The organism is Streptomyces sp. NBC_00009 (genome assembly GCF_045040855.1).
Classification (GTDB): domain Bacteria; phylum Actinomycetota; class Actinomycetes; order Streptomycetales; family Streptomycetaceae; genus Streptomyces; species Streptomyces aureus.
Window position 1 is genome coordinate 8,028,509 of the sequence record NZ_CP108312.1, and the last position, 20,809, is coordinate 8,049,317.

At 69.9% G+C, this 20,809-nt stretch carries 21 protein-coding genes; 14 read left to right on the forward strand and 7 right to left on the reverse strand.

All coding sequences use genetic code 11. The annotated features are described in order from the left end of the window. Nucleotides 1–21: 21 nt before the first annotated feature. Nucleotides 22–354, reverse strand: coding sequence for an HAD-IA family hydrolase (locus tag OHA58_RS36520; protein ID WP_405483970.1), 333 nt, complete (start codon nt 352–354; stop codon nt 22–24). Nucleotides 355–396: 42 nt separating this feature from the next. Beyond that, on the reverse strand, nt 397–639 hold the full coding sequence (locus OHA58_RS36525) for a hypothetical protein (protein ID WP_405483971.1): 243 nt from the start codon (nt 637–639) through the stop codon (nt 397–399). A 140-nt stretch (nt 640–779) separates the two neighbouring features. Here OHA58_RS36525 and OHA58_RS36530 point away from each other — a divergent pair, with 140 nt between their 5' ends. From OHA58_RS36530 to OHA58_RS36550, 5 genes are all read left to right on the forward strand, one after another. Continuing rightward, entirely contained in the window at nt 780–1,268 is a 489-nt protein-coding gene (locus OHA58_RS36530; RefSeq protein WP_405483972.1) for a MarR family winged helix-turn-helix transcriptional regulator, read from the forward strand. Next, nucleotides 1,265–2,551, forward strand: a complete 1,287-nt coding sequence (locus tag OHA58_RS36535; RefSeq protein WP_405483973.1) for an MFS transporter — start codon at nt 1,265–1,267, stop codon at nt 2,549–2,551. The genes OHA58_RS36530 and OHA58_RS36535 overlap by 4 nt, the downstream gene beginning before the upstream one ends. Before the next feature lie 679 nt (nt 2,552–3,230). Beyond that, entirely contained in the window at nt 3,231–3,575 is a 345-nt protein-coding gene (locus OHA58_RS36540; protein ID WP_405483974.1) for a YciI family protein, read from the forward strand. Continuing rightward, nucleotides 3,572–4,819 carry an RNA polymerase sigma factor gene (locus OHA58_RS36545; protein WP_405483975.1) on the forward strand — a complete coding sequence of 416 codons (1,248 nt, stop codon included), beginning with the start codon at nt 3,572–3,574 and terminating at the stop codon, nt 4,817–4,819. The genes OHA58_RS36540 and OHA58_RS36545 overlap by 4 nt, the downstream gene beginning before the upstream one ends. Before the next feature lie 137 nt (nt 4,820–4,956). Next, nucleotides 4,957–5,685: a DUF899 family protein gene (locus OHA58_RS36550; protein WP_405483976.1), complete on the forward strand. Its 729-nt coding sequence runs from the start codon at nt 4,957–4,959 to the stop codon at nt 5,683–5,685. A gap of 30 nt (nt 5,686–5,715) precedes the next feature. Here OHA58_RS36550 and OHA58_RS36555 read toward each other — a convergent pair whose 3' ends face one another. Beyond that, entirely contained in the window at nt 5,716–6,666 is a 951-nt protein-coding gene (locus OHA58_RS36555; RefSeq protein WP_405483977.1) for a helix-turn-helix domain-containing protein, read from the reverse strand. 90 nt (nt 6,667–6,756) lie between these two features. On the opposite strand from OHA58_RS36555, the gene OHA58_RS36560 reads away from it, so the two are divergent. Further along, entirely contained in the window at nt 6,757–10,986 is a 4,230-nt protein-coding gene (locus tag OHA58_RS36560) for a S8 family serine peptidase (RefSeq protein WP_405483978.1), read from the forward strand. A 63-nt stretch (nt 10,987–11,049) separates the two neighbouring features. On the opposite strand, the gene OHA58_RS36565 is transcribed toward OHA58_RS36560, so the two are convergent. The 3 genes from OHA58_RS36565 to OHA58_RS36575 all read right to left on the reverse strand — a co-directional run bounded on the left by OHA58_RS36565 (nt 11,050) and on the right by OHA58_RS36575 (nt 14,234). After that, on the reverse strand, nt 11,050–12,498 hold the full coding sequence (locus OHA58_RS36565) for an MFS transporter (protein ID WP_405483979.1): 1,449 nt from the start codon (nt 12,496–12,498) through the stop codon (nt 11,050–11,052). Continuing rightward, complete coding sequence (locus OHA58_RS36570; RefSeq protein ID WP_405483980.1) at nt 12,495–13,139, reverse strand: TetR/AcrR family transcriptional regulator; 645 nt, start codon at nt 13,137–13,139, stop codon at nt 12,495–12,497. Before OHA58_RS36570 ends, OHA58_RS36565 begins: the two co-directional genes overlap by 4 nt. 96 nt (nt 13,140–13,235) lie before the next feature. Then, complete coding sequence (locus OHA58_RS36575; RefSeq protein ID WP_405483981.1) at nt 13,236–14,234, reverse strand: GlxA family transcriptional regulator; 999 nt, start codon at nt 14,232–14,234, stop codon at nt 13,236–13,238. A 205-nt stretch (nt 14,235–14,439) separates the two neighbouring features. On the opposite strand from OHA58_RS36575, the gene OHA58_RS36580 reads away from it, so the two are divergent. From OHA58_RS36580 to OHA58_RS36590, 3 genes are all read left to right on the forward strand, one after another. Further along, nucleotides 14,440–15,021, forward strand: a complete 582-nt coding sequence (locus OHA58_RS36580) for a cysteine hydrolase family protein (protein ID WP_405483982.1) — start codon at nt 14,440–14,442, stop codon at nt 15,019–15,021. Between the two features lie 327 nt (nt 15,022–15,348). Continuing rightward, a complete protein-coding gene (locus tag OHA58_RS36585; protein ID WP_405483983.1) occupies nt 15,349–15,528 on the forward strand; it encodes a hypothetical protein in 180 nt (59 codons plus the stop codon). A 59-nt stretch (nt 15,529–15,587) separates the two neighbouring features. Further along, the gene (locus OHA58_RS36590) at nt 15,588–16,772 is read left to right on the forward strand and encodes a cytochrome P450 (RefSeq protein WP_405483984.1); all 1,185 of its coding nucleotides are present in this window, start codon (nt 15,588–15,590) and stop codon (nt 16,770–16,772) included. Nucleotides 16,773–16,813: 41 nt separating this feature from the next. On the opposite strand, the gene OHA58_RS36595 is transcribed toward OHA58_RS36590, so the two are convergent. After that, entirely contained in the window at nt 16,814–17,233 is a 420-nt protein-coding gene (locus tag OHA58_RS36595) for a DUF4345 domain-containing protein (RefSeq protein WP_405483985.1), read from the reverse strand. An 89-nt stretch (nt 17,234–17,322) separates the two neighbouring features. On the opposite strand from OHA58_RS36595, the gene OHA58_RS36600 reads away from it, so the two are divergent. The 5 genes from OHA58_RS36600 (at nt 17,323) to OHA58_RS36620 (ending at nt 20,808) form a co-directional block, all read left to right on the forward strand. Then, entirely contained in the window at nt 17,323–17,934 is a 612-nt protein-coding gene (locus tag OHA58_RS36600; protein WP_405483986.1) for a TetR/AcrR family transcriptional regulator, read from the forward strand. 95 nt (nt 17,935–18,029) lie between these two features. Further along, the gene (locus OHA58_RS36605; protein WP_405483987.1) at nt 18,030–18,599 is read left to right on the forward strand and encodes a hypothetical protein; all 570 of its coding nucleotides are present in this window, start codon (nt 18,030–18,032) and stop codon (nt 18,597–18,599) included. A 126-nt stretch (nt 18,600–18,725) separates the two neighbouring features. Continuing rightward, nucleotides 18,726–19,781 carry a chitinase gene (locus tag OHA58_RS36610; protein ID WP_405483988.1) on the forward strand — a complete coding sequence of 352 codons (1,056 nt, stop codon included), beginning with the start codon at nt 18,726–18,728 and terminating at the stop codon, nt 19,779–19,781. 108 nt (nt 19,782–19,889) lie between these two features. Beyond that, a complete protein-coding gene (locus OHA58_RS36615) occupies nt 19,890–20,300 on the forward strand; it encodes a VOC family protein (protein WP_266571662.1) in 411 nt (136 codons plus the stop codon). A gap of 67 nt (nt 20,301–20,367) precedes the next feature. Then, a complete protein-coding gene (locus tag OHA58_RS36620) occupies nt 20,368–20,808 on the forward strand; it encodes a helix-turn-helix transcriptional regulator (RefSeq protein WP_405483989.1) in 441 nt (146 codons plus the stop codon). Nucleotide 20,809 lies beyond the last annotated feature (1 nt).

Sequence of the window (20,809 nt, forward strand, 5' to 3'; positions counted from 1 at the left end):
CCCCGCCCGCGTCTTCGTCGTTCAGGCGCCTTGCAGGGCTTGGCGGAGGCCGGGAACATCGCAAAACCAGTGGGTCTGAAAGCCCAGCGCCCTGGCCGCCTCCACGTTCACCATCGTGTCGTCGACGAACAAGCAGTTTTCCGGGTCTGCGTCCGCCGCCTGGCTCGCGCGACGGAAGGCCTCGGCGTCCGGCTTGGCGACGCCGAGGTCGCAGGACACCAGCAACTCCGAGAAGAACCCGAGTTCCGGGTGCATGGCCTGCACGACCTGCCAGTAGTAGCGGTCGACGTTGGACAGCAGCACGAGACGGTGATTCTCGGACAGAGATTTGACGAGGTCGGCCATGCCGGGCATCGCCTGGGAGTACGGCTCCAGCCAGGCGGCTTCGAAGTGCGGTTAATCCAACGTCAGCCCGTGGGTATCTGCGAGTCGGTGATGAACTTGGGGGAGGGTCACCTCGCCAGTGATGATCTCGCGGCGGGCCATGAGCCCGTCCAGGCGCTGAAAGGCGTCGTCGGGATCGGTGCAGTGCCTGGCGATGCGCGTGGTCACGAGGTCGTTGTCGAAGGAGATGATCACGCCGAAGAGGTCGAAGACGAAGGCGTCGACGCGGGGCTCGGCTCGGTTCAGGCGGTTCACCGGGGGCTCCCGTCATGGAGGGGCAGGTCTGCAGGTTGCGCGGGGTGGCGTTTGAGGTCGTCCATGTCATAGGGCATCGGCCGGTTCAGCCGGAAGCGGCGGCGCAGGCCCATTTATCGCAGCGCTGTTATATTAGCGCTGTGACATCTACTGATCCCACGGCGCTGCCCGATCCCTGGCAGTCACTCCACCAGCTGCTGGCCGCCATGGACGCCGAGATCGAGCAGGTCTACATCGAACGTGGCATCAAGGGGGTGCGGCCGCGGTTCGCGTACCCGCTGATCCGGCTCGCCCACACCGGACCGCTGACCATCCGCGAACTCGCGGAGTCCCTGAACCGCTCGCACTCCGCGATCAGCCAGACCATCGCCGCCATGCGCAAGGAGGATCTGGTCACCTCCGAACCAGGGCCCGACGCCCGCACCCGGCGGATCAACCTGACCGAGCGCGGACGCTCACTGGTGCCGTTCCTGGAGGCCGAGTGGCGGGCCACGCACGCGACGGTCGCCGACCTGGACGGCGAGATCCCGCATGCGATGACGGCTGTCGTCGAGGAGGTGCGGCGGGCACTGGAGCACCGGTCGATGCGGGAGCGGATCCTCCATCACCTCACGGAGCCACCACAGTGACTAGGCGTGTCCGATTCCTCGACACCCGCCCGCTGCGTCGCAGCCAGCCGTTCCGCGACCTGTGGATCGGCACCTCGGCCTCCCAACTCGGCGGCCAGATAGCGACGGTGGCGGTGCTCGCCCAGGTCTGGGACCTGACCGGCAGCACGGTGGGCACCGGCGCCATCGGGCTCGCCACCGGCCTGCCGATGGTGCTGTTCGGGCTGCTCGGCGGCACATCGGCCGACAGTGTCGACCGCCGGGCGCTGGTGCGGGCCACTACGACAGGCCAACTGCTGGTCGCCGCAGGGCTGTCCGCTCAAGCCGTGGCGGGCAACCGGAACGTGTTCCTGCTGCTCGCCCTGGTTGCCGCCGGGACCGTTTGCGGCGCGCTGGGTGCCCCTGCCCGGCGAACCTTCCCGGTGCGGCTGCTTCCGGCGGACCAGGTCGCGGCAGGCCTCGCGCTGACCAACGTCTCGTTCCAGGTGGCGATGCTGGCCGGGCCCGCGCTGGCCGGGTTGATCATCGCCCGCTGGGACCTCCCTGCCGCATACGCCGCCCAGGCCGTGGCGACGCTGGTCTCGGTGCTCGCGGTGATCCGTCTCCCGGCCATGAAGCCCGACGGCGCCGACGCGAACGTCTTCAGGCGCCGCCCGGAGCGCGGAGGTTGGCGGATCGTCCTGCGCCGCCCGACGCTGTGGGGCTCGATGGCCACCGACCTGTCCGCGACGCTGCTCGCCATGCCGATCGCGCTCTTCCCGCTGGTCAATGAGATCCGCTTCGACGGCAACCCGCAGACTCTTGGTCTGTTCCTCTCGGCCGTCGCGGTCGGCGGGATCGCGGCCGGCCTTCTCTCCGGCACGGTGACGCGCTGGCGCCGCGGCGGCCTGGTCCAGCTGTGCGCGGCCGCCGTCTGGGGCCTCGCGCTGGCGGGCTTCGGCCTGGCCGGGCCGCTGTGGCCGGCGCTCGGATGCCTGGCTGTGGCGGGCGCCGCCGACACCGTTTCCGTCGTCACCCGCAGTGCGCTGGTCCAGCTGGAGACCCCGGACGCGTACCGGGGGAGGGTCTCCTCCGTGGAGCACGTCATTGGCGTCGCGGGGCCCGAACTCGGCAACTTCCGGGGCGGCTTGATGGCATCGGCCACCTCCGCCCCCTTCGCCCTGGTCACCGGTGGCCTCTCCGCCACGCTGGCGATCGCCGCAGTGGCAGCGACTAACGCCTCCCTCCGCGCGTACCGCACGTCGCCGACCCCCGACGAGTCGACCGCGCCCGAGACCGTGGACGCGGCGACAGTCACGGGGTAGCCGGTCATGGCGGACCTGGTCTGTCGTCTGTCCATGCCAAGATCTCCGCGGCGCCTTGACGGACAGCTGCCACTGGGTCCCGGCCGAGCTGTCCGCAGACCGTTGCGACGTCCGGCGCACGGTCCGGCCCCATGAGCGCGTCATGCACTCCGGTCTCCATCCAGTCGGCCTGGCTGTCGTCGGCCCCGGCGATCGCGAGAGCGAGGAGCCTTACGGAGGCCATCGTTCCCACGCGGGCCAGGGCCTCTGCCGGGTAACCGCCGTGTCCTCGACGTCCAGCAGTAGCCCCACCAACGCTTCCGCAGCCTCGGGAACATGGGCGAACGATGCAAGGTCACGCCCGGCCCGAACACGTTGCGACCACGAAGGAGAGAAAGCCTCACCCAAGGCCGACTCCAACCGGCTCAACATCTCTGACACACCCAGACACTCTCACGCTCACGAGGAAGCCTGGGCCCGGCCCCGAAGCCGCCGACGAACGACCGCGCCGAAGCACGATGCTCTTCCTGGGCGCCGACCAAGGCACCCTGGCCGAAACCGGAGGCGTTGAGGGCAACAGTCTCAACGGCGGGAAAGGCGACGACAACCCCTCGGTGGGCCGGTCACGGCAGGGAGAGTGGGGCGGTTGCCCGTCTGCGATGCGATTCGTGGCTCTCACGCCGGCGGCACCGGAGGCAGAATGAACAGGGTGAAGTACGTGCTGCTCATCTGCGACGACGAGAAGGTTTCGCCCAGCAACGAGGAACTCGAGGCGGACCCCGTACACCAGGCCTGGCTCGCGGATCTCGACCGGCGGGGCGGCATGCTCGTCGGTACGCGGCTGCGTCCGGTGGTGGACGCGACCACGGTCCGGGTCCGGGACGGCGAAACGCTGGTGTCGGACGGCCCGTTCGCGGAGACCAAGGACTTCGTCGGCGGCTTCGTGATCGTCGAGTGCGCGGACCTGGACGAGGCGATCGCGATCGCCGAAGGCCATCCCTACGCGCGCTGGGGCGGCGTCGAGATCCGCCCGGTCTGGGAATGACCGCGCCGGACGACCGGGTCCGGACGGCCGTCGACGCGGCGTTCCGGGACGAGTGGGGCCAGGTGGTCGCGACCCTGATCGGGATGACGGGCGACTGGGACCTGGCGGAGGACTGCGCGCAGGACGCGTTCGCCGCCGCGCTGACGACCTGGACGCGCGACGGCGTGCCGCGCCGCCCGGGCGCATGGCTCACCACCACCGCCCGCAACCGCGCGACCGACCGGCTGCGGCGCGACGCCGTCGGCGCGGCCAAGCTGCGCCGGCTCGCCGTGATCACCCCCGATCCGGATGGACCGCCGGTGGAGGACATCCCGGACGAGCGATTGCGGCTGATCTTCACCTGCTGCCATCCGGCGCTGGCCTTCCCTGCCCGGGTCGCGCTCACCCTGCGTACTCTGGCCGGGCTGAGCACCGCCGAGATCGCCCGGGCCTTCCTGACGGCCGAGCCGACGATGGCGCAGCGCCTGGTCCGCGCCAAGCGCAAGATCGCCGAGGCCGGCATCCCGTACCGCGTGCCACCCGCCGACCTGCTCCCGCAGCGACTCGCCGCCGTCCTCGCGGTGCTCTACCTGATCTTCAACGAGGGGTACGACGACGAGGGCGAGGACGCCCGCCGGGCGTTGACCGCCGAAGCGATCCGGCTGGCCCGGGTCCTGATCCGGCTGATGCCCGGCGAACCCGAGCCGCGCGGACTGCTCGCCCTGATGCTGCTGCACGAGGCGCGCCGCATGACCCGTACATCCGACGGCGTGCTCGTCACGCTGGAGAAGCAGGACCGGCGCAGGTGGGATCAGGGGCTGATCGCCGAGGGCGTGGAGATCCTCGACCAGGCGCTGGCCGGAAGGCGTACCGGGCCGTACCAGGTCCAGGCCGCGATCGCCGCATGCCATGCCACCGCGCCCGACGCGCCGAGCACGGACTGGCCGCAGATCGCGGTGCTGTACGCGGAGCTGGCCCGGTTGGCCCCGTCCCCGGTCGTCGAGCTGAACCGGGCGGTGGCGGTCGCGATGGCGGACGGCATTCCGGCCGGTCTGGCGCTGGTCGACGGGCTGGCGGCATCCGGGCGCCTCGACGGCTACCACCTGCTGCCCGCGACCCGGGCCGACCTGCTCCGCCGCTCCGGCCGTAGGGCCGAGGCCAGGCAGGCGTACGAGGAAGCGGTGAAATTGGCGCCGACGGAGGCCGAGCGTCGCTATCTGACCAGCCGGATCAGGGAGCTGACCTGCGGAAACGGCGAGCTGTGACTAACGTCGTGCACATCCAGCGAACTTTTTCGCTGCCGGTGTCGATGCGGGGGGTCCGTCTTCGTCGGTGGGGTGACAGTCGCTCTGGAGCGAGGCAGAGAAGGCCCTCCGGACAGGACATGAAGGGATGAGTTCTCATGAACACCGAAACGAGCGCACCGGCACCCAAGGCCGTCGACCGAGCCGCCTACCAGGCAGAACTGGACGCGCTGCGGATCCGGGAGAAGGCTTACACCCGCGAAGGCGACGCGCTCGCGGCGGCCCGCCGCCGGCTGCCCATGGTGGAAGTGGACGCCGGCACCCCGCTGACCGGCCCGTCCGGTCAGGTCACGCTGCTGGACGCCTTCGAGGGCCGCACGCAGCTCATCGCGTACTTCCAGATGTGGCACGCCGACCACCCCGCCGCCGAGCAGTGCGAGGGCTGCACGTTCTTCAACAGTCAGGTCCGTGAGCTGTCCTACCTGCACTCCCGTGACGTCACCTACGCGACGCTGTGCCAGGGCCCCTACGAGGAGAGCGTCCGCTACCGCGACTTCATGGGCTGGGACGTGCCCTGGTACTCGGCCGAGGAGTCGATCGACACACTGATGGCGGGGCGTGGCCCGTTCATGCTGGCGTGTTATCTGCGCCAGGGAGACCGGGTGTTCGAGACGTACTGGACCACCGGCCGCGGTGTCGAGGCCATGGATCAGACGTACAGCCTGCTGGACCGGACGGCGTACGGGCGGCAGGAGCCGTGGGAGGACTCGCCCGCCGGCTGGCCGCAGATCAGCGGTAACTACATGCGCACCGACGGACGCCCCACCGCCCAGTGGCCCCGCCTGCGGGCCGGACGCTCCGACGACCTCGAAGCCGCCGGACACTAGTCACTCAACCGGCTGACCGCTCAAGGGAATTCAGATCCACCCCCGGCGCGCCGCGATCACCCCCGCCTGGAAGCGGTTCGCGGCGCCCAGCTCCTCGTGCAGGCGGCTGATCCGGCGCCGCATCGTCCGTACCGACCAGCCCAACTGGCGGGCTATCGCCTCGTCCTTGAGGCCGCCGACGAGGAGGGTCAGCATCTGGCGGTCCTCCTCGCCGAGGGGGTCGTCCTCGGCCGGGGCACCCAGCGGGGTCGCGGTGCGCCAGCACATTTCCCAGTAGTCGATGAGGCCGTCGAGCAGGGCTGACGGGCGGATGACGGCGGCGCGCACCTCGGTGGTGAAGTCGAGGGTGAGCGGCATCAGGGCGAGGCGGCGGTCCGAGATGGCCAGCTTGATGCGCAGGCCCGGCAGTACGCGGGCCTGCTCGCCGTGCGCCACCAACTCCCGGATGTCGCGCAGGACTCCGGGCCACTCCAGCGCCTCGGGGGCGTAGACGGCGCGGTAGCGGACGCCCCGGGTGAGGGCCGTCGCCTCGACCGGGTTGGAGGTGGTCAGCGCGTACGGCGGGCGGTCCAGGGTGATGACCTCGTCGCGCGCTTCCTGCTGAAGCTGTACGAACCAGCGGCCCAACGCCTCGCCGCCGGTGATGACTTCGACCTGTTCGGAGCCGCCCTGCCGGGCCGCGGCGAACAGGCGTGACAGCTCGCCGGCCGCCGCCCGCACGCCGTCGAGATCCGCGGTTCGGGAGCGGACCAGCGACTCCAGGGCCGCGCCCGGCTCAATGGCCGCGTACCGGCGGCGGGTTCCGGCGAGCCGGCCGACCAGGCCGTTCTCGCGCAGTCGGTCGAGGGCGCGGGCGACCCGCTCGGTGGAACAGGACAGGTCGCCCGCGAGGTCGGCGGGCGCGGCGGTGTGCCGGACGAGGATTGCGCGGTAGACGCTCTCGTCGAAGGCTTCGATTCCTGCGGCGGTCAGCTGAGGCATGGGCGGATCTTGGCCCGTGTGTGCCAGCGGCAGCAATGGGCCAGGCCAAATCATTGTCTGGACCACTCGCTTCCGATTTATTCGTCTGGCATGACCCCTCGAAGAACGTTCACCGCCGGGCTCACGGCCGCCGTCATCGGCGGCCTGCTGTCCGCGGTGCCCCAGTCCGCCACCGCGGACCCACACCAGGACCCCGAGCAGCGTGTCATCGTCACGCTGTCCGGGGCCGCCGCCGCGACGGGAAAGGGCCGGCTGCGGTCCGCCGACGCCAGGGAGATCGGCGCCGACCGCGCCTCCCTCGCAGCCCGGCAGAAGACGTTCCTCGGTGACGCGAAGGACGCCGGGCTGCGTACCGGCTCCCCGCGCCGCCTGAACCTGCTGCTCAACGCGGTCGCCGTGACCGTGAAGGCCTCCGAGGTTCCCGAGCTGAGGCAACTGCCAGGGGTGGCCTCCGTCGTCCCCGACACCATGGTGCACATCCTCACCGATGACAGCGTGCCGCTGATCAACGCCCCCAAGGTCTGGCAGCGCAAGGACCCGGCGGGCAACGGCGCCGACGGCAAGGGCGTCACCGTCGCCATCCTCGACAGCGGCGTCGACTACAGCCACCCGGACCTGGGCGGCGCCCTCGGCAAGGGCCACAAGGTCGTCGGCGGCTACGACTTCGTCAACGGCGACGCCGACCCGATGGACGACAACGGCCACGGCACCCATGTCGCCGGCATCATCGCGGGCAAGGCCGCCGAGAAGGGCGGCGTCACCGGTGTGGCCCCGGGCGCCAACCTCCTTGCGTACAAGGTCATGGACGATGCGGGCGAGGGTTACACCTCCGACATCGTCGCCGGTATCGAGGCCGCGATCGACCCGGCCAATCCGCACCGCGCCGATGTCATCAACATGAGCCTCGGCGGCTACGGAGATGGCCGCGATCCGCTCGGCCTGGCCGCAACAGCCGCCACCGAGGCCGGAGTTGTCGTGGTCGCCTCGGCCGGCAACGAGGGCCCGGGAAGCGGCACCGTCGGCACCCCGGCCGCCGCCGACGGCGTCATCGCGGTCGGGGCCTCGGTCAGCGGGCTGCGCATACCCGGCGCCACCTACAAGGGCGGCAAGAAGATCCAGACGTACCGCGGCGTGATCTCTGCGAACCCGCCCGCGGCCCCCGTCACGACGGAGGTCGTCGACCTCGGCCAGGGCACCGCGGAGGACTGGGAGCGGGCCGGAGACGTCAAGGGCAAGGCCGTCCGCATCGACATGCTCGTCGCGGACACCCAGGAGCATCTGTCCGCCTGGGAGATCGAGATGGCCCGCGAGGCGGAGCGCCATGGGGCGCTCGCCATCATCGGAGGGAAGAGCTCGGGCGGCGGTCCGGTGCTCGCCGGACAGCCGGAGGACGCGGGCCGGCCGGACACCGCGGGTCAGCCGCCGGCGAAGGCGGACGGCACCGTGCCGCTCGCCCCGGCCACCTCCGTCATGGAGTCCGGCGACTCGATGCGCATGGACTCCATGGTCATGCTGGGCGTCGACTCGACCCAGTACGCCGAGCTCGGCCGCCGCCTGGCGGACGGCAAGGTCGAGGTGACGATCAGCGGCACGGACGTCACCGACAAGATCGCCTCCTTCTCCTCGCGCGGCCCCGACCTGAACTGGGACCTCAAGCCGGACCTGGTCGCACCGGGATACGACATCCGCTCGACGGTCCCCAAGTCTCTGTACGCGCCCGGCTATTACCGCCTCTCCGGTACGTCGATGGCGGGACCGCACGTCGCGGGCGCCGCGGCGCTGCTGCGCCAGCTCCACCCCGGTGAGACCCCGGCGAAGGCAACCTCCGAACTGGTGGGCAGTACCGAGCAGTTGAAGGACTACGGGGCAACGACCACCGGTTCCGGCCGGCTCGACGTCGCCGCGGCCGCGGACCGGGCGGACGCCGCCATCACCACCACTCCGGCCACGCTCTCGTACGGGCTCGCGGACCTCGCCAAGCACACCGTGGGCGGCAGCAAGAAGCTCACCGTCAACAACTCCGGAACCCGGACCCGCACCGTCCGCCTGAAGGCGAGCGGCGAGGCCCGGGTCAGCCCGAGCAACCTGCGTATCCCGGCGGGTGGCAGCGCCACCGTGACCGTCACCCTCAGCGCCGACCGCCCCGCGGGCGAGGCCGAAATCAGCGGCACGGTCACCGTCACCCCGGACCGCGGCGCAGCCCTGCGCGTCCCGTATCTCCTGGTCGTACGGCAGCTGTTCGTGCAGGCGGGTCCCGACCCGAGCGACGGCAGGTCCACCGCGGTCGTCTTCGCGCCGGCCCCGCTGGCGAAGCCGCCGGTCCTCACCGTGACTCCGCCGCACGGCAGGCCCTACACGGTCACCACCAGACTCCGCTCGGGGAACGTCTACCAGGCGGAGATCACCGGCCGCGGCGTCGGCGCCCATCTCGTCTCGGTGACGGGTCGGACCACCGACGGCAAGACCCTGACGAGCAACCGCGACGGCTTCGAGGTCACCCCAGAGGACAGCCGTGACTCCCGCTGGCAGCCGGTCGGACCCAACTCGGAGAGCGGCGACATCAGCACCGCGCAGAGCGACCCCGGGGCCGCCGTCCTCACCCAGTACAACAAGGCCGGCCCCTGGTCGACCGAGGACAAGGGCGCGACCTGGAAGCAGCACACCAGGTTGCCGCTCGGCAATGTGTCGGGCCAGGCCTTCACCGTCATCGACCCGACGAACGCCAAGCGCTGGTGGTACGCCGCGAACAGCGCCTCAGGTATCCCCCGCACCGGCTCGATCCTGCGCACGGAGGACGCCGGCCGCAGCTGGATGACCCTGAACACCCCCGACACCCCCGTCTACGACTTCCTCGCCGACGAGGCGACGAAGACCCTCGTCGCCCGCACCGCCACCGATCTGCTGATCAGCAGGGACGGTGGCGACACCTGGGCGTCCGAGCCCATAGGCCTTCCCGCCGACCACGTCTACGACCTGGCGATCGGCGGTGACAGCCTCTACCTCTCGGCGGGCACCTCCCTCTGGAAGCGCGACGGCCTCTCCACCGGCACGCTCGGCGCAGCCGTCAAGGTCCACGACTCGGTGGACGGCGGCGTCTCCGTCAATGTGGTCGCGGACAGCCAGGTCGTGGCGATCTACGAGATCGGCTCCGGCATCGTCGGTTCCTTCGACGGCGGCAAGACCTGGGCGCCGCTGGACAATCACGGATACGGCGCCTCCGGGATGACCCTCACCGGCGGCGACCTGTACGTCAGCTACGGCGGTGACACCCGGGTCGGCCGCAACCACGGCCACGAGTGGAGCACCATCCCCGGCGTCAACCGCGCCTCGACCGTCTCCGACTTCGACCGCTGGGCCGACGGCTCCCTGACCGTCTCGGCGGACGCGGCGGGCGTGTACCGGGGCACGGCGGACGGCAAGGACTACCGGCGTCTGGGCGTCCAGGGCGGCACCGTCAACTCCCTGGCGGTGAGCGGCGACCAGCTGCTCGCGGCCGGCTGGCAGGGCACCCACCGCTCCCGGCTCCCGGTCGCCGGGGCTGAGTGGGGCACCACCGGGGGCGAGGGCAGGATAGGCGTCGAGACCCGGCTGCTGCAGACTTCTCCCAAGGACTCACGGATCGTCTGGCGGGTGCAGTACAACGCCTGGGGCGGCTTCCGTCTGGAGCGCAGCGGCGACTCGGGCGTCACCTGGAAGAAGAAGGGCGAGAGCAACGGCACGGTGTTCGCGATGGCCGTGCACCCCGCCGACCCCGACCGCGTGTATGTCTCGTACGGCAACCTGCTGGGCGTGGGCCTGTTCTCCACCGAGGACGGGGGAGCCAACTGGAAGAACCTGCTCAACGACCAGACGTACTTCACCGCGGTCGCGGGTGACCCGAAGAACCCGGACCGGCTGTGGCTCGGCGCCCCCGACGGCCTCTACCGCTCGGACAACGGCGGCGACGACATCACCAAGGTCGCCGACGGCCGCGTGGACACCATCGAGTTCACCGGCTCGCGGATGCTGACCGGCGGCGACGCGATCAAGGTGTCGACGGACGGCGGAAAGACCTTCCGCACTGGCGACACCGGCAAGCTGCCGCTCCGGGTCAAGGACGTGCTGCAGGTGGGCGGCACGCTGTACGCGGCGACCACCAGCTACTGGGAGACGGCCCTGCCGCGAGGCGGGCGTGGCGTCCTGCGCTCCAAGGACGGCGGCCGGACCTGGCAGAACATTTCCACAGGCCTGCAGAACCTCAACGCGACCAGCCTCGCGGCCAGCGGCGGCTGGCTGTACGTGGGCACGGTCCAGGGAGGTGTGCACCGCCTCAAGCTCTGACCCTCTCCCGAATACGCGCCGCACGTGGCCCTGGGGTGGAGTCGCGTGCGGCGCTTCGTGGTGCTACGGGCGTTCGCCGACATCCGCAACAGGGCTTTCCTGTGCCGCCAGTTGTCGTGGCGGGGGAGCGGCGTCGAGGTCGCCGTCCGCGTGCCGAGGCAGCAGGAAGGCGGGAATCAGGCCGAGGAGAGCGAGGAAGGCCAGGGGAAGCAGGCTGATGCTCATCGCGGAAGCGGAAGCGTCGGTCGAACCGGTCGCTCCCGCTGCGCCCGTCGCGCCGGCTGCGACGGCGATGCCGAGCGACGGGCCGATGTTCATCGCCGTCTGCTTGAGCCCTCCGACGACTCCGGCATACCCCGGCGGCGCATCACCGACGACTGTCCCGGTGGCGGTGACCATCACCGTGGCGAACCCGGCACCGAGCGCGGCGAAGGCGGCTGTCATGGACGGCCACGGGCTGGTCGGACCGAGCGACGACAGCTGCGCGATGCCCACCACGACGAGAGCCGTGCCCGCGGTGGCGGTGTGCCGTGGGCCGTACCGGCGCAGTGCGGCGCCGGCCACGGGCGCGCCAAGGACCATCAGCGCGGTCAGCGGAAGGACGCGCAGACCCGTGGCGAGCGGGGCGAGGCGAAGGGCGTCCTGAAGGTAGAACGTGGCCCTGAACAGGGCGCCGAACAGACCCGCGCTGATGACCAGGAGGAGTGCCATGGCCGCGGTCACAGGGACGGACCGGGCCACGGCACGCGGCACGATCGGGTGTGCGGCGCGGCGCTCGTGCAGGACGAGTACCGCCGACAAGGCCAGGCCGACGGCGAGTTCGAGCAGGGTTGACTCAGCGGTCCACCCGCGCTCCGGCACGCCGGTCAGAGCGTGGACGAGTACTGCGAGCGCCGCCGTGAGCAGGGCCGTGCCGGTGAGGTCCAGCCGTGGTGAACCGGTGCGTTCAGGCATCGGAGTACGGACGGCGAGGGTGAGCGCGGCGATCACCAGCGCGGCTGACACGTTGACCCAGAACACCGCACGCCATCCGAGATGCTGCACCAGAATCCCGCCGAGGACCGGACCGACCCCGGCGGCCACCGCGATCGCGCTGGTGCGGACGGTGATGGGCGTGCCGAGCCGGTCCGGCGGGTACGTGAGCCGCAGCAGGGCGAGCGTCGCGGGCTGGAGGAGCGCGCCGAAGACGCCCTGAGCGGCGCGCAGTGCGATGACCCAGCCGACGGTGGGCGCCAGCGCGATGCCGGCCGAGGCGGCCCCGAAGCCGAGGACGCCCATGAAGAGGAGCCGCGCGTGTCCGTACCGGTCGCCGAGGCGGCCGGCGACGACGAGAAGCGTGGCGACGGCGATCAGGTAGCTGGTGCTCGTCCACTGGACCTGGGCCACACTCGCGTCGAGATCATGCCGGAGGCTGGGCTGCGCCACGAGCAGGATGGTCCCGTCCAGTGCCACGATCATCGCCCCGGACACGGAGGCCAGGAGGGCGAAGGGCCGCCGTGCGGCAGTGCTCACACCGTCACCGGACCGAGGTGAGCGTCCAGGACTGCAGTGACGAGCTGGTCGCGTTCCTGATCGCCCGGCGGGGGAGTGGCGAGAGCCAGTTGCAGGCTTCCCCAGGTCCACAGCTGGGCGATGCCGTGCAGCCCGGACCACAGGGCGGCGGCGGTCACCGCGGGAGATACGGCCGAACCGCCGGGCGGGCCGGGCCGATGCACGGCGTCCGGATCCTCCCCGCACCGGCCGACCAGCGCGGCCATCCGCTCGAACAGCGGAAGCGTGGAGGTGCGCAACTGAGGCCGGCCGGCGTCCTGTTGCGCGCCGTCGAGCAGGTCGTGGCGGAACATCAGCTCGAACATGCCGCGGCACTCCAGCGCGTACCCGACGTAGGCCTTGGCAAGCCGCTCCAGTTGGGCGCGTGGTGGCGCCTCGGGGTCGACGGCGGTCTCGAAACGGGCCGCGAGGTCCTCGAAGCCGCGCCGCGCGATGGCCGAGAGCAGGGCGTGGTGCGTGGCGAAGTACCGGCGGGGCGCCCCGTGCGACACCCCCGCTCGCCGGGCGATCTCCCGCAGTCCCACAGACGCGGAGCCTTCGGTGAGGACGAGGTCCACACCGACGTCGATCAGCCGCTCGCGAAGAGAGTTCTCATCAGCCATAGACACTGTCTACCACTGATGCGTAGACAGTGTCTATGTGTGAGTTTCTATGTGTGAGTGTCTATGTGCGAAGGGAAGGCAGGCGGGTCTCGGTCGTCAACGGGTCTGGGGCACCCGGAATCTGCGGCGGTACTCCGTAGGTGTCGTGTTCAGCCGTCGTCGAAACGCCCGCACCAGGGTGTCCGTCGTGCCGAACCCGCAGGTGGACGCGATGCGTTCGAGCGTGGCGTCGGAGGATTCGAGGTCGTGGCGTGCCTTCTCGACCCGGACGGATTCGATGTAGGCGTGCGGGGTCATGCCCAGTTCGGTCTTGAAGAGCCGGGTGAGGTGCCGGTCGCTGACATGCGCGTACTCGGCCAGGTCTACGACGGTCAGCGGTCGGCTGATGTTGCGCATGATGTGGTGGCGGAGATCCTCGATGCGCCGCGTCGTGGAGAGCTGTTCCAGGGGAACGCTGAACTGGCTCTGCCCGCTCGGCCGTTTCAGGTACATCACGAGCTGCCGGGCGACGCGCAGCGCAATGGCCTCGCCGAGGTCATCGGCGATCAGGGCGAGCGACAGGTCGAGGCAGGCGCTGATGCCGGCTCCGGTCCAGACGTTGCCTTCGCGGATGAAGATCGGATCGGCGTCGACCTTCACCGCCGGGTGGTCCGCGGCCAGTTGGGGCGCGGTCGACCAATGCGTCGTCGCCCGCTTGCCGTCGAGGAGGCCGGCCGCGGCGAGGAGGTGCGCTCCGACGCATACGGACGTGACCCGGTGCGTCCGGTCGGCGAGGGCCTTCACCCAGCTGACCAGCTCGGGGTCGACGAGCGCGCGTACGCGGCGCTCGCTGTCGACCTCCACCGAGCCGGGCACGATGAGGGTGTCGATGCTTCCCTCGACGGCTTCGCGGAAGGTGATGTCCGGGAGGATGCGGACTCCGGCGGAGGTGGTCACCGGGTCCATGCTCTCGGCGGCGAGGGCGACGTGATAGCCCGCTGCGTCCTCGGTCTCGCGCCGGGCCAGGGAGAACACTTCCGGTGGCCCGGTGACGTCGAGCAGGTCGACGCCTTCGAAGAGGACGATGACGATGAGCCGTCTGGCGATGTCCTGCATGAGTCCCCTTGGTTGGCGATCGACGGTTGGCGATTGGCGATTGGTGATTGGCAGTTGGTGATCAGTGATGCGCGAGCGGCGGCATGTCGGTATCTGCATGTTAGACGTCATTGTCGACACGCCTGCTGGGTCATAGCGTTCTAGTCGCAGCCCACCGCATCGCTCGGGCTGCCGACCTCACGCGAAGACCGAAGGCGGTACACCCATGTCCAGAACCACGCTGCGCGAGCTCAACGGCTTCGACGAGACGCCCGCGAAGCTGGCCGACTCGACGCTCATCCTGATCGACTTCCAGAACACCTACACCCAGGGTGTGATGGAACTCGACGGGTGGCACTCCGCGGTGAACAACGCCGAAGCCCTGCTGAAGCGCGCCCGTGCGGCGGGCACGCCCGTCATCCACATCGTCGACAAGGGTTACGACCTGAAGTCGAAGGCGGGCCAGATCATTCCGGCCCTCAAGCCGGCGAAGGGCGAGCCCGTCGTCGAGAAGACCGCCCCCAACGGCTTCCACCACACCAATCTCGCCGAAGAGGTCAAGAAGGCCGGGCGCAAGAACGTCATCATCGCCGGATTCATGACCAACATGTGCACCCTGTTCACGACCCAGGGCGCGTTCCTCAACGGCAACAACCCGACCGTGGTCGGCGACGCCTCCGCGACCCGGCCGCTGCCGCTCGAGGGCAACCCGAACGGCATCCCCGCGAAGCAGGTTCACGAGGCCGCGCTCGCCACGGTTCAGGACCTCTACGGAGTCGTGGTCCCCAAGCAGAGCTCGCTCAAGTAGCCGGCACTCGCCCAGTACTCGCCTCTCTCGGAGTTCTGAGTTCGGCGTTCCGCGTGTGCGAGTGCGGGAAAGTGCAGGTGCGGATCCCGGTGCAGGTGCGCGTGCAGTTGCGGGAGTGACGTGCTGAAAGCGTCGCCCATTGAGACACAGGCTGCGTGAAGCAGCAAGGCCGATCCCATGGTTGTTGACATGCTACGGCTGGAACTGGCCTTGATCGGTCAATGCGGTTCCGCGGCCCGGTAAGGGGACGTAGCGCAGTCACGCCGGAACGACGTGACTGCGCAACACGCGGCGGCGGCCTAGGATCCGAACTCAGCTCCCGGCGCGGTGCGGTTCCGCGACGCGCCGCTCGACAAAGCAGTGGGGCAACTGGTCGCGCACCTACGGGAGTTCCGCCCGGAGATCGTGGTCACCCGTGATGCCCACGGCGGGCTGACCGAGTGGTACATCCGCCATGACCCCGTCTCCACGGCGGCTGCGCAAACGGAGCTCATCGCCGGTACGTGACATGGGAGCCTTCCGTGCCGCACGGATCGGCGTGGCAGGGACGGCCTAGGGTGGGCTTCATGGATCTCCAGGACGAGCTGGACGAGCTCATCGACAGCCCATACGACGTCTACAGCCGCCTGCGTGACACCTCGCCGGTGCGTCGCATCGCCGGGCCGAACGGCGACCCTGCCTGGATAGTGACGCGGTACGCCGACGTACGCGCCGCCCTCGCCGACCCCCGGCTCTCCTTGAACAAGAAATACGCCCTGGAGGGGGCCTATCGGGGTTTCTCGTTACCGCCGGCCCTCGATGCCAACCTGCTCAACATGGATCCACCCGACCACACCCGCATCCGCCGGCTCGTCGGCCGCGCGTTCACCGCTCACCGCGTCGAGCAACTCCGGTCGCCCATACGGGAAACTGCGGACCGACTCCTCGACTCCCTTGGCTCACACGGCAGTACGGATCTCATCGCCGCCTACGCCGGACCTCTGCCGATCGTCATCATCTGCGAGTTGCTCGGCATCCCGGACGACCGCCGCCCGGACTTCCGCGCCTGGACCGACGCACTCGTCGCCCCGGATCCCGGCCGCCCCCACGCCGCGAAGGAAGCGGTCGTCGCGATGCTCGGCTTCTTCGCCGAACTCCTCGCCCATAAGCGCGAGCAACCCGGCGCAGACCTGCTCTCCGACCTGATCAGGGTGCGCGACACCGACGGCGACCACCTCAGCGAGGACGAACTGACATCACTCGCCTTCCTGATTCTCTTCGCCGGGTACGAGAACACGGTGCAACTCATCGGCAACGCTGTCCTCGCCCTGTTGCGCCATCCGGAACAACTGGCCGCGCTGCGCAGGGACACGTCCAAACTTCCGGCCGCCGTAGAGGAGTTCGCCCGCTACGAAGGTCCTGCCCTGCTCGCCATCCGGCGCTTCCCGACCGAGGACATGGCCATCGGTGGTGTCACTGTCCCCGCCGGCGAGACGGTCCTGGTGTCGCTGTCCGCCGCCAACCGCGATCCCGCCCGCTTCGCCGATCCGGACCGCCTCGACCTCGAACGCGATGCCGGCGGACACTTGGCCCTCGGGCACGGCATTCACTACTGCCTCGGCGCGCCGTTGGCCCGCGCCGAGACCGAGATCGCTTTGGCGGCCCTCCTCGACAGGTTCAAGGTGATCGAGCCGGCTCAGGAAGACTCGCAGTGGCGGCCATCCATGCGCGCCCGCGGCCTGCTCACACTCCCGGTGACCTACAGCACCTAATGGAATGAGGGAGGTGGGTCGGACGGGCGGACGGTCCGTGGTCAGAGCGCCCCGACACGGTCCCCGCCCGCGGCCGTCTCCCTCGTCCTCCGCTCGTCCGCGGTCGACAGCCAGAAGAGGAGCGGGGGAAGGGCGAGTTCGAGGGCGCTGAGCGGCACTTGGAACCAGTGCGGCCAGCCGTGGACGGCGACGGACAGCACGCGCCCGATGCCTCCGAGCAGGAAGATGCCGGCGAGCCACCGTACCGCCGTTGAGGGGATCGGCGACTGGCGTGCGGCCCAGATCCACGCGAGCCCGTATCCGAAGAAGATCGCGTTGTAGAACCGCTCCCGGCTGTCGACGGTCGCTCCCGTCGAGCCCTCGCCGGGCACGGAGGCGATGCCGAGGGCGACGTGGTAGAGGCCGATCGCCGCGCAGGCGATGCCCATCGCCATTGCGAGCCACTTGAGAAGTCTGGCCATGAGGGAACCGCCTCCGCTCATTAGTAGACCCCTGTCTACTAATGCGACGCTAGGACTGCTAGTAGACATGTGTCAAGTAAAGTGGGTGCATGACCGCGCACCGAAGACTCGATCCCGCCGAGCGCCGTAGTGAACTGCTCGACGTCGGAGCGCGACTGTTCGCGGCGAAGCCGTACGACGAGGTGTTCATGGAGGACGTCGCCGAACGGGCGGGCGTCTCACGCGCGTTGCTCTACCGCTACTTCCCGAGCAAGCACGCCCTGTTCGCCGCGGTCTACCAACAGGCCGCGGACCAACTGCTGGCCGCGACCAGGCTCGACCAGTCGGCACCCGTCATGGAGCAGCTCTCGGCAGGGCTCGATGCGCACTTCGACTACTTCGCCGCCAACCGGCACACCGTGCTCGCTGCGAACCGGGTGCTCGCCGGTGACCCGGTCATCCAGGCGATCATCACGGGCGAACTGGCCGAGCTGCGAAGGCGGTTGCTGGAGGCGACGGTGCTCGGCGACGGGCCGACGCACCTCGTGTCGGCCGCGCTCACGAGCTGGCTGGTCTTCGTCCGCGTGCTCTGCGTGGACTGGCTGACCAATGAGTCGTTCACCCGCGCCGAACTGCACGGGATGTGCGTCGGTGCGCTGAAGGGGGCGTTGGGCGCTGTGCTCGATCTCGATGCGCTGACCGGGACGGAGGGTGGTCGGTGACCTGGCGCGGACCGCACGGCGTGGTCGGCCGTTGCGTAGGATTCGGCGCGTCGAGGTAGGTGGATTCGAGTGTCGAAGTACGCAGGGGAGGCCCAATGGACACCGGGCACCGGCACGCCGACAGGGGCGCCATGCTGGCCCGCTTCGCGGCCCGCATCCTCGTGGTGTGCCCCCGCTGCTCCGGGCGCGCCCTGGTCGTGCCGCGGCCCGGAAGGCCCGAACCCCGTCACTCCGTAGACCTTTTGTTCCTGTCCAGGCGGCTGGCCTGCGCGCGCTGCGGGGTCACGGCCGAGTGGGAGCCGGAGCGGCTCGGCAACGCACGCATCGGCGCGACGCTCGGCGGTCCGGCCGAGCCGTTCTTCGGCCGGCCGTTGTGGTTGCAGACGCGCTGCGCGGGCCGGCTGCTGTGGGCGTACGACATCGAGCACGTGGACGCGCTCGCGGCGTACATCGGTGCGCGTCTGAGGGAGCGGGGAAGTCCGTCGTCGTCTCTGGCGATGATCCCGAGGCTGCCCGACTGGATGACCTCGGCCGCCAACCGCAGTGAGGTCGTCGCGGGGCTCGCCGCACTGCGTGCGCAGGCCGAGCGCTCGGCGCCCGAGGACCGCCCCGACACCGCCGACGGGAGCGCGGCCCGGCCGCAGCGGCGACGCGCGACGTACTAGTCCCGATCGCGACTCGACCCCAACTCTCCATTGGTCCATACCCATTGACGAAAGGTCTGGACCTCTCTACCGTGCGTCGTGCTCACGCCAACCCCCACTTGCCCGGCGATCCTGCGGAGGCCCCCCATGTCCCGTCGCAGTCGTACCTCCCGTTTCCTCGGCGCCGCGCTCGCGGCGGCCGCGTCCCTCTCCACCGTCCTCGTCGCGGCGCCCGCCGCCCCCGCCGTCGACACCTGCGCGACCAAACCGCGACCGGTCGGCAAGGTCCTCCAGGGCTACTGGGAGAACTGGGACGGTGCGTCCAACGGCGTGCACCCGCCCTTCGGCTGGACCCCCATCACCAACCCCGAGATGGCACAGCACGGCTACAACGTCATCAACGCGGCCTTCCCGGTGATCCGTTCCGACGGCACCGCGCTGTGGGAGGACGGCATGGACACGAACGTGAAGGTCGCGACCCCCGCCGAGATGTGTCAGGCCAAGGCCTCGGGTCAGACCATCCTGATGTCCATCGGCGGCGCGGCAGCGGGCATCGACCTCAACTCGACCGCCGTGGCCGACCACTTCGTCGAGACGATCGTCCCGCTCCTGAAGAAGTACAACTTCGACGGCATCGACATCGACATCGAGACGGGCCTCACCGGCAGCGGCAGCATCAGCCAACTCTCCACATCCCAGGCCAACTTGATCCGCATCATCGACGGCATCCTTGCCCAGATGCCCGCCGGGTTCGGCCTGACGATGGCCCCCGAGACGGCGTACGTCACCGGCGGCAGCGTCACGTACGGCTCGATCTGGGGCGCGTACCTCCCGGTCATCAAGAAGTACGCCGACAACGGCCGCCTGTGGTGGCTCAACATGCAGTACTACAACGGCAGCATGTACGGCTGCTCCGGCGACTCGTACGAGGCCGGCACCCTCCAGGGCTTCACCGCCCAGACCGACTGCCTGAACAAGGGCCTCGTCGTCCAGGGCACCACCATCAAGGTCCCCTACGACAAGCAGGTCCCCGGCCTGCCCGCCCAGCCCGGCGCGGGCGGAGGCTACATGTCGCCGAGTCTGGTCTCGCAGGCATGGAACACGTACGGCGACGGCCTCAAGGGGCTGATGACCTGGTCGATCAACTGGGACGGGTCGAAGGGGTGGACGTTCGGGGACAACGTGAAGGGCCTGGAGCAGTAGCCGCACCGAGTCGTGGGCATGCCCCCTTCACCCCACTGGGGTGAGATCCGGCCCGGCCGGTCAGGATTGGAGAAGCGCAGTCCGCCGGGCCGCTACTAACGTGGTGCCATGGACATCACCATTCACACCACCTCGCTCCCGCACGACGATCCGGACGCTTCCCTGGCCTTCTACCGCGACGTCCTCGGTTTCGAGGTCCGCAGTGACGTCGGCCAGGGCAAGATGCGCTGGATCACGGTCGGCCCCGTCGGCCAGCCCGGCACGTCCATCCTCCTCGCGCCGCCGGCCGCGGACCCCAGCATCAGCGAGGACGAACGCCGCACCATCGCCGAGATGATGGCCAAGGGCACCTACGGCTGGATCCTGCTGGCCACCCGGGACCTGGACGGCACATTCGAAAAGGTGCAGGCAGCCGACGTGGACGTCGTCCAGGAGCCGACCGAGCAGCCGTACGGCGTCCGCGACTGCGCCTTCCGTGACCCCGCGGGCAACATGGTCCGCATCCAGGAGCTTCGCTGAACCCTGGCGCGCCAGGTGGCCCCGGGATCCCCTGGCGCGCACGGATACCCATGAAGGAAGGTGTCGTATGTGCCACCCAGCCTGGGGGCGCGCGCTCGCCCAGGATCAGCGGCTGAAGGACCTGGTGCGACTGCGCCGTGTCCGTGACCGGATCGACCGGGTGTACGCGCAGCCGCTGAACGTGGAGGCGCTCGCCCGCGGCGTGAACTGGCCGGCCGGGCATCTCAGCCGGCAGTTCCGGCTCGCGTACGGCCAGTCGCCGTACGCTTTTTTGATGACGCGTCGTGTCGAGCGGGCGAAGGCGTTGCTGCGCGGTGGCGACCTCACGGTCACCGAGGTCGGCTTCCTGGTCGGTTACGCGTCGCAAGGCGTCTTCCGTGCCCGCTTCACCGAGCTGGCCGGCATGACGCCCAGCGCATACCGGTGCGTGGTGGTGGCGGCGACAAGGACGCCGCCGATACCGGTCAGGAATGGAGAAGCATTCCTCACCGAGCCACAACTAGCGTGAT